9 protein-coding genes are annotated in these 8530 nt (G+C 71.7%); 8 read left to right on the top strand and 1 reads right to left on the bottom strand.

Annotated features, from left to right (window positions below):
* Nucleotides 1-78 precede the first annotated feature (78 nt).
* Entirely contained in the window at nt 79-1725 is a 1647-nt protein-coding gene (locus ACFW1A_RS35005) for a hypothetical protein (RefSeq protein WP_380416455.1), read from the bottom strand.
* A gap of 174 nt (nt 1726-1899) precedes the next feature.
* Between ACFW1A_RS35005 and ACFW1A_RS35010 the strand changes: the two genes are divergently transcribed.
* From ACFW1A_RS35010 to ACFW1A_RS35045, 8 genes are all read left to right on the top strand, one after another.
* Nucleotides 1900-2292, top strand: a complete 393-nt coding sequence (locus ACFW1A_RS35010; protein WP_380416457.1) for a thiol-disulfide oxidoreductase DCC family protein — start codon at nt 1900-1902, stop codon at nt 2290-2292.
* Between the two features lie 168 nt (nt 2293-2460).
* Complete coding sequence (gene pgsA / locus ACFW1A_RS35015; RefSeq protein WP_380416459.1) at nt 2461-3108, top strand: phosphatidylinositol phosphate synthase; 648 nt, start codon at nt 2461-2463, stop codon at nt 3106-3108.
* 8 nt (nt 3109-3116) lie between these two features.
* Nucleotides 3117-4055: a phosphatidylinositol mannoside acyltransferase gene (locus tag ACFW1A_RS35020; protein WP_380416462.1), complete on the top strand. Its 939-nt coding sequence runs from the start codon at nt 3117-3119 to the stop codon at nt 4053-4055.
* Nucleotides 4052-5224: a glycosyltransferase family 4 protein gene (locus ACFW1A_RS35025; protein WP_380416464.1), complete on the top strand. Its 1173-nt coding sequence runs from the start codon at nt 4052-4054 to the stop codon at nt 5222-5224. Before ACFW1A_RS35020 ends, ACFW1A_RS35025 begins: the two co-directional genes overlap by 4 nt.
* Before the next feature lie 43 nt (nt 5225-5267).
* The gene (locus tag ACFW1A_RS35030) at nt 5268-5822 is read left to right on the top strand and encodes a hypothetical protein (RefSeq protein ID WP_380416466.1); all 555 of its coding nucleotides are present in this window, start codon (nt 5268-5270) and stop codon (nt 5820-5822) included.
* A 142-nt stretch (nt 5823-5964) separates the two neighbouring features.
* The gene (gene pdxS / locus ACFW1A_RS35035; protein WP_380416468.1) at nt 5965-6879 is read left to right on the top strand and encodes a pyridoxal 5'-phosphate synthase lyase subunit PdxS; all 915 of its coding nucleotides are present in this window, start codon (nt 5965-5967) and stop codon (nt 6877-6879) included.
* Nucleotides 6880-6995: 116 nt separating this feature from the next.
* Nucleotides 6996-7622, top strand: a complete 627-nt coding sequence (pdxT, locus tag ACFW1A_RS35040; RefSeq protein WP_380416470.1) for a pyridoxal 5'-phosphate synthase glutaminase subunit PdxT — start codon at nt 6996-6998, stop codon at nt 7620-7622.
* 80 nt (nt 7623-7702) lie between these two features.
* Nucleotides 7703-8467 carry a YebC/PmpR family DNA-binding transcriptional regulator gene (locus ACFW1A_RS35045; RefSeq protein WP_380416472.1) on the top strand — a complete coding sequence of 255 codons (765 nt, stop codon included), beginning with the start codon at nt 7703-7705 and terminating at the stop codon, nt 8465-8467.
* Nucleotides 8468-8530: the final 63 nt, after the last annotated feature.

Genomic DNA, 8530 nt, shown 5'->3' on the forward strand with positions numbered 1-8530 from the left:
CCCGCGAACAGGGCCGTGGTGGTCGCGGTGATCGCGACCGCCGCGGTGGTGCGGGCCCCCTCCGTCGTACCGGTGGCGCTACCAGGCGTCGTACTGGTCCGACTTGAACGGCCGCACGCCCTGCAGCTCGGACTTGAGGATCAGGCCGCGGTTGGTGAACCGGTCGGTGTTGATGTCGTGGTCGGCGAGGAACTCGACGGTGGCGGCGAGCACCGCGCTGACCACGGGGGTGGCGATCCGGATCGAGTCGTCGGCCATGAACCGGCTGTTCCACGGGTGGGTGGCCCAGGCGGTGCGCAGGCCGAACGGCTCGGGGAGCTTCATCGTGCCGCCGAGCCAGTTGAGCAGGCCGGGAGCGCGGTAGAAGGGGGCCCGCAGCGCCTGCCGGACCACTTCGAGGTTGTCGACCAGCGGGAGCTGGACGGTGCGCTCCTCCCAGAACTTGCCGGTCTTGGCCTCGGTCTTCTCCTTGGGCTTGGGCTTGTCGTGGAAGACGCCGTTGATCGGGCCGAGGGTGTGGCCGTTGACCGAGACCCGCAGGGTGTTGCTGAGCACGGTGACGGTGACCAGCACGCTGACGACCAGTCGGCCCTTGTTGAGGACGAACTGGGTGCCGAGGTAGTGGCGCGGGCCGTCCTGGCCGAAGCCCTGGCGGTTCGCGATGTTGACCACGGCGTGGTCGCGCATCCGCGGGCCGTCCATGTCGGGCCCGTCCGGGCGGCCGATCTCGTCCGCGCCGGCCCCGACCTCCATGATCACCCACTGCTCGACCGAGGAGTTGGGCACCCCGCCGTTGCCGACCTCGCTGCGGCCGAGGCCGTTGAGCCGGTCGGTGATCTTGCGGACCAGGTCCCAGGTGTGGAAGGTGCGGAAGTCCTCCATCCCTTCCATCGGGCGCAGGTCCTCGACCAGCTCCCAGGAGCCCCAGCGGCGGCCGAGGCCGAGTATCCCGTTGACCCCGGCGTAGTGCAGCACGTTGGTGTGCTGCTCGACGGTCAGCCGCTCCAGGCCCTCCTTGAGCGCGGCGGCCTTCTTGTCGTTGTCGTGCTGCGGCACGGCGGTGGGCAGCACCGGGTTGAGGTTGCCGTCCAGCACGTCGGACCAGCGGGCCCGCAGGTCCTTGACCGAGGCGACCACGATCCGCTTGGCCACGATCCAGCCGGCCAGCGGGACCAGCAGGACGATCCGGGCGTACAGGCCCCAGAAGCCGGTGAAGGGCGGGTGCCAGGCGAGCGCGGCGGCGATCAGGATCGGCACCAGCATGACCAGCGGACCGAACAGCGCGTCGCGGTTCTCGCTGCCGGTCCGCAGCCAGATCCGGGCCCGGACGGCGAGCAGCCACAGCAGGGTGCCGGGCAGGAAGAGCAGGCCGGTCAGGAGGGTGACCAGCATCAGCCTCTTGTCCCGGGCGGTGCGCAACTCCTCCGCCGCCAGGCAGTGTTCGACCACCATGCGGGGTTCGGTGCCGAACGAGGGCACGATCGGCTTGCGGCCGGCACCCAGGGTGCGGCCGATCACCGCCTTGCTGAAGGCCTCGCCGACGTTGGGCCGGAACAACTCGTGCCAGCCCGCCTTGCCGACCACACCGTCCTGCACCTTGGCGACGAACTCGTCCAGATCGCTGTCGCGGTAGGCGGCGGACGAGAGTGCCTGGGTGATCGCGGTCTGCGGTCCGGAATCCGTGCGGGGTATCTGCGCACCCGGGGTCATGTCCAGCTTGGTCATGGCGGCGGCCTCCCCTCCCTCCCTGTCAGCGGCAGGTTACCGTGCCGCCGGGCCCTTGTGACGGTGATCTTCTGAACTACCGTCACCTGCGGGAGTGACCAGGGTTGACGGCTTTTCCGCTGGGTTCTTTCCCCGCTGCGCGGCCTTCGATCCCGATGGGGCAGGATCGGTGCCATGACTTCTGCTGATCCGGTCCTGGTGTTCGACGGGGACTGCGCCTTCTGCAGCTCCTGCATCCGGTTGGCCGAGCGGTACCTGCGCCAGACCCTCGCCTCCGGGGGCTGGGAGGCGCGGCCGTACCAGTTCGCCGACCTGGCGGCGCTGGGGGTGACCGAGGAGCGGGCGCAGCGCGAGATGCTCTGGGTGACCCCGGCCGGCCGGGTGTACGGCGGCGCGGCCGCGGTGGCCAAGCTGCTGCTGCGCTCGGGCAACGCCTGGGCCTACCTGGGCGGGCTGCTGGAGCTGGCGCCGGTGCGGCCACTGGCGGCGGCGGTCTACCGCTGGGTGGCCGGGCACCGGCACCGGATGCCGGGCGGGACGAAGGCCTGCTCACTGCCCCGCCGGTGACCCCGGGCCCGATCGGGTGCGGGGGTGCCGAGCGGCGTCGGTGGCGCGGATACCAGTGGATACCATGGGTCACGCCGAGCGGCTGATCCACTCGGCTGCCGGTCCGCGCCGCTGCTGGCCCGCCGGTGTACCACCCCAGGCAGTGAGATCGGAGCGGTCCGGAAGGCCATGCTCAACAAATACGCGCGTGCCTTCTTCACACGTGTGCTGACCCCGTTCGCGGCGCTGCTGCTGCGCTGGGGGGTGAGCCCGGACGCGGTGACGCTGGTCGGGACCGCCGGGTCGGTGGCCGGTGCGCTGGTGTTCTTCCCGCGCGGCGAGTTCTTCTGGGGCACGATCACCATCACCCTGTTCATCTTCTCGGACCTGGTGGACGGGAACATGGCCCGGCAGGCCGGGACCTCCAACAAGTGGGGGGCCTTCCTGGACTCCACGCTGGACCGGGTGGCGGACGCGGCGATCTTCGGCGGGTTGGCGCTCTGGTACGCCGGGCAGGGGAACAACGACCTGCTCTGCGCGATCGCGGTGCTCTGCCTGGCGAGCGGTCAGGTGGTCTCGTACACCAAGGCGCGGGCCGAGAGCCTCGGGCTGCCGTGCGACGTGTCGGGACTGGTGGAGCGGGCCGAGCGGCTGGTGGTCTCGCTGGTCGCGGCCGGGGTCGCGGGCCTGCACGCGTTCGGCGTGCCGTACGTGGAGTGGCTGCTGCCGGTGGCCCTGTGGGCGGTCGGCGTGGGCAGCGTGATCACGGTGATGCAGCGGATGCTGACGGTGCGCCGAGAGGCGTTCGAGGCGGCGGCAGCCGCCCGAGAGAGCTGAGGGACGCGATGCGGGAGAAGCTGGTCGACGGTGCCTACGCGGCGGGCTGGGCCACGCTGAAGCTGCTGCCGGAGCCGGTCGTGCGGGTGCTGGGCGACGCGCTGGCGGACTTCACCTGGCGGCGGCAGGGCAAGCGGGTGCGCCAGCTGGAGGCGAACCTGGGCCGGGTGCGGCCGCAGGCCTCGTACGCCGAGCTGCGCGAGCTCTCCCGGGCGGGGATGCGCTCCTACCTGCGGTACTGGATGGAGTCCTTCCGGCTGCCGGTGTGGAACGACCGCAAGATCGCCGACTCGATGCGGGTGGAGGGCACCGAGCACCTGATCGAGGCGATGGCGGCCAACCGGGGCGCGGTCCTGGCACTGCCGCACATGGGCAACTGGGACCTGGCGGGCGCCTGGGTGGTGCGCCACCTCGGGTTCGGCTTCACCACGGTGGCCGAGCGGTTGAAGCCGGAGGCGCTCTTCGACCGGTTCGTGGCCTACCGCGAGGGGCTGGGGATGGAGGTGCTGGCGCTGACCGGCAGCGACATCTCGGTGATCGCGACGCTGGCCCGCCGGCTGCGCGAGGGCAAGCTGGTCTGCCTGGTGGGGGACCGGGACCTGTCGGAGTCGGGCACGCCGGTGGAGTTCTTCGGCGAGACCACCCGGATGCCGGCCGGCCCGGCGGCGCTGGCCCAGCGGACCGGGGCGGCGCTGCTGCCGGTCTCGCTCTGGTACGAGGGCGGGGTGCAGGCGGCCCGGATCCACCCGCCGATCGAGGTGCCGCAGGGCGGCGACCGCAACGCGGCCAAGGCACTGATGACCCAGCAGCTGGCCGACATCTGGGCCGGCGAGATCGCCCGGCACCCGCAGGACTGGCACATGCTGCAGAAGTTCTGGCTGGCCGACCTGCCGCCGCGCGCCCAGCAGGCGCCGCCGGCCGCGGCCGGCGAGGAGGTCGCCTCGTGAGGATCGGCATCGTCTGCCCGTACGACTGGGACGTGCCCGGCGGGGTGCAGTTCCACATCCGGGACCTGGCGGAGCACCTGATCGACCTCGGGCACAAGGTCTCGGTGCTGGCGCCGGCCGACGACGAGTCGGCGCTGCCCTCCTACGTGGTCTCCGCGGGCCGGGCGGTGGCGGTGCCGTACAACGGGTCGGTGGCCCGGCTGAGCTTCGGGATCATCTCGGCGACCCGGGTGCGGCGGTGGCTGCGGGACGGCGAGTTCGACATCCTGCACGTGCACGAGCCGGCCTCGCCGAGCCTGTCGATGCTGGCCGGCTGGGCGGCGACCGGTCCGATGGTGGCCACCTTCCACACCTCCAACCCGCGCTCGCGGGTGATGATCGCGGCCTCGCCGATCCTGCAGCCGATCTTCGAGAAGATCAACGCGCGGATCGCGGTGAGCGAGTACGCCCGGCGCACCCTGGTGGAGCACCTGGGCGGCGACGCGGTGGTGATCCCCAACGGGGTGGACGTCGCCTTCTTCGCCGAGGCCGAGCCGGACCCGCGCTGGGTCGGCTCGACGATCGGCTTCATCGGCCGGATCAACGAGCCGCGCAAGGGCCTGCCCACGCTGCTGGCCGCGCTGCCGGAGATCCTGCGGGTCCGGCCCGAGGTGCGGTTGCTGGTGGCCGGCAAGGGGGACCAGGAGGAGGCGGTGGCCGGGCTGGCGCCCGAGGTGCGCGCCCGGATCGAGTTCCTCGGCATGGTGAGCGACGAGGAGAAGGCCCGGCTGCTGCGCAGCGTGGACCTGTACGTGGCGCCGAACACCGGGGGCGAGAGCTTCGGGATCATCCTGGTGGAGGCGATGTCCGCGGCGGCGCCGGTGCTGGCCAGCGACCTGGACGCGTTCGCCCAGGTGCTGGACGGCGGGCAGGCGGGCGAGCTGTTCCCGGTGGAGGACGCGGGGGCGCTGGCGGCGGCGGCGATCCGGCTGCTGGGCGACCCGCAGCGGCTGGCCGAGCTGCGCACCGCGGCCTCGGCGCACGTGCGGCGGTTCGACTGGTCGGTGGTCGGGGCGGACATCCTCTCGGTGTACGAGACGGTGACCGACGGGACCGGCAGCGGCGGCGCCAAGGTGCGCGAGGACGAGGCCACCGGCTGGCGCGAGCGGCTGGGCCGGGCCCGGGACTGAGCGCGGGCCGCCTGTCGGGTGGCCGGTCGCGGGCCCGGTAGGTTTGCCCCTTGTGACTACCTGGATCTGGGCCGCCGTCGCGGTGGTGCTCTTCGCGCTGTACCTGAGCTGGACGGCCAACCGGCTGGACCGGTTGCACGCGCGGATCGACACCGCGCGGGCGGCGCTGGACGCGCAGCTGCTGCGCCGGGCCTCGGCGGCCCAGGAGCTGGCCACCTCCTCGCTGCTCGACCCGGCGACCTCGATGGTGCTCTACCAGGCCTCGCACGCGGCCCGGCAGGCGGACGAGGAGCAGCGCGAGGTGGCGGAGAGCGAGCTGAGCCAGGCGCTGCGGGCGGTCTTCGCCGAGCCGGAGCAGGTGGCGGAGCTGGCCGAGGCCCCCGGCGGCGAGGAGGCGCTGCGCGACCTGAGCTCCGCGGTGCGCCGGGTGCCGATGGCCCGGCGGTTCCACAACGACGCGGTGCGCGCGGCGCGCGCGGTGCGCACCCACCGGCTGGTGCGCTACTTCCGACTGGCCGGGAAGGCCCCGTTCCCGATGGCGTTCGAGATGGACGACGAGGTGCCGACGGCCCTGGCACCGCAGGGCGCACCGGCCTGAGCAGGGGCGCGGGACCGGGCCGTTTCCGTCCTCTTTGTCGATTCGGGCGGGCCCGGGTGGACCGGGTGGCGCATCGATCGGGCAGTTTGACGGCCTACGATAGGGCGATAGCACACCGGTTCGTCTTCGAGTGAGGTCTCACGTGTCCACCAGCACTCCCGCTTCCGCCGACCAGCCGCAGATCGGCACCGCCCGGGTCAAGCGCGGCATGGCCGAGCAGCTCAAGGGCGGTGTGATCATGGACGTGGTCAACGCCGAGCAGGCCAAGATCGCCGAGGACGCCGGCGCGGTCGCCGTCATGGCGCTGGAGCGGGTGCCGGCCGACATCCGCAAGGACGGCGGCGTGGCCCGGATGTCCGACCCGGACATGATCGACGGCATCATCAACGCCGTGTCCATCCCGGTGATGGCCAAGTCCCGGATCGGTCACTTCGTCGAGGCGCAGGTGCTGCAGGCGCTCGGTGTGGACTACATCGACGAGTCCGAGGTCCTCACCCCGGCCGACGAGGTGAACCACTCCGACAAGTGGGCCTTCACCACCCCCTTCGTCTGCGGTGCCACCAACCTGGGCGAGGCGCTGCGCCGGATCGCCGAGGGCGCGGCCATGATCCGCTCCAAGGGCGAGGCCGGCACCGGCAACGTGGTCGAGGCGGTGCGCCACATGCGCCAGATCAACGCCGACATCCGCCGCCTGACCACCCTGGACGAGAACGAGCTGTACGTCGCGGCCAAGAACCTGCAGGCGCCGTACGAGCTGGTCAAGGAGGTGGCGCAGCTGGGCAAGCTCCCGGTCGTGCTGTTCTCCGCCGGTGGCGTGGCCACCCCGGCCGACGCCGCGCTGATGATGCAGCTCGGCGCCGAGGGCGTCTTCGTCGGCTCCGGCATCTTCAAGTCCGGCGACCCGGCCAAGCGCGCCGCCGCCGTCGTGAAGGCCACCACCTTCTTCGACGACCCGAAGGTGATCGCGGACGTCTCCCGCGGCCTCGGCGAGGCCATGGTCGGCATCAACTGCGACACCCTGCCGGAGACCGAGCGCTACGCCAACCGCGGCTGGTAACACCCTTCCGGCAGCCCGCCGCGCGCACGACGGCGCGGCGGGCTGCGCTGCTTCCCCGCACATCGCCGCATTCCAGCAGAACAAGTTCCCGCATTTCGAGCAGAAGGTGGATACCCGTGCTCAGCAGTACCCCCGTGATCGGTGTCCTCGCCCTGCAGGGCGACGTCCGTGAGCACCTGATCGCGCTCGCCGAGGCGGACGCGCTGGCCCGGCCGGTGCGCCGGACCGAGGAGCTGGCCGAGGTCGACGCGCTGGTGATACCCGGCGGCGAGTCCACCACCATGTCCAAGCTGGCGCTGGCCTTCGACCTGATGGGGCCGCTGCGCGAGCGGGTCGCGGCCGGGATGCCGGTCTACGGCTCCTGCGCCGGCATGATCATGCTGGCCGAGAAGATCCTGGACGGCCGGGACGACCAGCAGAGCGTCGGCGGCATCGACATGACCGTGCGTCGCAACGCCTTCGGCCGGCAGAACGAGTCCTTCGAGTCGGCCGTCGACTTCAAGGGCTTCGAGGGCGACCCGGTGCACGGCGTCTTCATCCGCGCCCCCTGGGTCGAGGGCGTCGGCGCCGGCGTCGAGGTGCTGGCCGAGCTGCCGGCCGCCGACGGCGCCGAGTCGCGGATCGTCGCGGTGCGCCAGGGCAACCTGCTCGCCACCTCCTTCCACCCCGAGCTGACGGGGGACCACCGGGTGCACGCCCTCTTCGTGCGCATGGTCGAGGAGGCGCTGGCCGCCCGCAGCTGACCGGGTGCCAGCCACGCCGGTACGACACCGGTAGGATCTCCTCTGTTTCATTCCCCTTTGGCGACGTAAAGGAGCTGGTGATGTCCGGCCACTCTAAGTGGGCTACCACCAAGCACAAGAAGGCCGTGATCGACGCCAAGCGCGGCAAGCTCTTCGCCAAGATGATCAAGAACATCGAGGTGGCGGCGAAGACCGGCGGTCCCGACCCGGCCGGCAACCCGACGCTCTACGACGCCATCCAGAAGGCCAAGAAGAGCTCGGTCCCGATCGACAACATCAACCGCGCCGTCAAGCGCGGTGGCGGTCTGGAGGCCGGCGGCGCCGACTACTCCACGATCATGTACGAGGGCTACGGCCCGAACGGCGTCGCGGTGCTGATCGAGTGCCTCACCGACAACCGCAACCGCGCCGCCTCCGACGTGCGCGTGGCGATGACCCGCAACGGCGGCTCGATGGCCGACCCGGGCTCGGTCTCCTACCTCTTCTCCCGCAAGGGCCAGGTCATCGTGCCCAAGGCCAACGGCGTGGACGAGGACAAGGTGCTCGAGGTCGTGCTGGAGGCCGGCCTCGACGTCGAGGAGGTCAACGACCTGGGCGACACGCTGGAGGTGCTCGCCGAGCCCACCAACCTGGTGGCCGTGCGCACCGCGCTGGTCGACGCCGGCCTGGACTACGACTCGGCCGAGTCGCCGTTCATGCCCAGCATGCAGGTCGAACTGGACGTCGACGGCGCCCGCAAGATCCTCAAGCTGATCGACGCGCTGGAGGACAGCGACGACGTGCAGAACGTCTTCGCCAACTTCGACATCTCCGACGAGGTCGGCGCGCAGCTCGACGCGGAGTGACCGCGGCCCGGCCCGTACCGGCCGGCAGCTGACGGTCCACCGGCCCGGCGGTCCCTGACGGAC

Origin of the sequence: Kitasatospora sp. NPDC058965 (assembly GCF_042741245.1) — a bacterium.
Lineage (GTDB): Bacteria > Actinomycetota > Actinomycetes > Streptomycetales > Streptomycetaceae > Kitasatospora.

Bases quoted from the DNA above. Each gene is read 5' to 3' on its own strand.
- pgsA (WP_380416459.1), top strand. From the start codon at position 2,461: ATGCTCAACAAATACGCGCGTGCCTTCTTCACACGTGTGCTGACCCCG.
- ACFW1A_RS35010 (WP_380416457.1), top strand. From the start codon at position 1,900: ATGACTTCTGCTGATCCGGTCCTGGTGTTCGACGGGGACTGCGCCTTC.
- ACFW1A_RS35020 (WP_380416462.1), top strand. From the start codon at position 3,117: ATGCGGGAGAAGCTGGTCGACGGTGCCTACGCGGCGGGCTGGGCCACG.
- ACFW1A_RS35005 (WP_380416455.1), bottom strand. From the start codon at position 1,725: ATGACCAAGCTGGACATGACCCCGGGTGCGCAGATACCCCGCACGGAT.
- ACFW1A_RS35045 (WP_380416472.1), top strand. From the start codon at position 7,703: ATGTCCGGCCACTCTAAGTGGGCTACCACCAAGCACAAGAAGGCCGTG.